An 850-nucleotide genomic window follows, 5' to 3' on the forward strand; every position below is an offset into this window, starting at 1 on the left:
GCGCTGGGGCTTTGGCCTGCAGCAGGGCCCGTTCGAGCTGTGGCAGGAGGCCGGCTGGCTCGACGTGGCGAAGATGGTGCAAGAGGACATAGCCGCTGGCAAGGCCTTGAGCAAGGCGCCGCTGCCCGACTGGGTGTTCAAGGGCCCTGTGGCGGAAGCCGGCGGCGTGCACACAGCGCAAGGCTCGTGGAGTGCATCTGCTAGCAAATTCGTAGCGCGCCGCGCGCTCCCTGTCTACGCCAGGCAGCATTTTCCCGAAAAATTGCTGGGCGAGTCGCTGCCCGATTTCAAGACGGCGGGCAAGACGCTGCATGAGGACGACGCGATCCGCCTGTGGACTTTGGATGACGAGATCGTCATCGCCAGCATCAAGACCAAGATGCACGCCATCAGCCCCGACGTGGCCGAGGGCCTGGTGATGGCCGTGGACATCGCCGAAAAGGACTATGCGGGCGTGGTGGTGTGGTCGGGAGACGAGCCCTTCAGCGCCGGCGCCGACCTGCAGGCCATGCTGCCCGCCTTCATGGTGGCCGGCGTCAGCGCCATCGAGGGGGCCGAGGAAGAGCTGCAGCAGACCATGCTGCGCATCCGCTATGCCAACGTGCCCGTGGTGTCCGCCATCCGGGGCCTGGCGCTGGGCGGTGGCTGCGAGCTGGCCGTGCACTCGGCGCGCCGCGTAGTGCACATGGAGAGCTACATCGGCCTGGTCGAAGTGGGCGTGGGCCTGGTGCCCGGCGCCGGCGGCCTGACCTACATCGCGCGCCGTGCGGCCGAGAACGCCGAGGCCTCGACCGGCAAGGACCTGCTGCCCTTCCTGACCGAAGGCTTCACGGCGGCTGCCATGGCCAAG

The 850-nt window shown here is 67.9% G+C and carries 1 protein-coding gene; it reads left to right on the plus strand.

The window, feature by feature from the left end:
• Positions 1 to 850 (plus strand): enoyl-CoA hydratase/isomerase family protein (locus B2J89_RS21210; protein WP_169170817.1); only part of this gene is annotated, 850 nt, incomplete at both ends.

The sequence above is a fragment of the Acidovorax sp. SRB_24 genome (genome assembly GCF_012931925.1).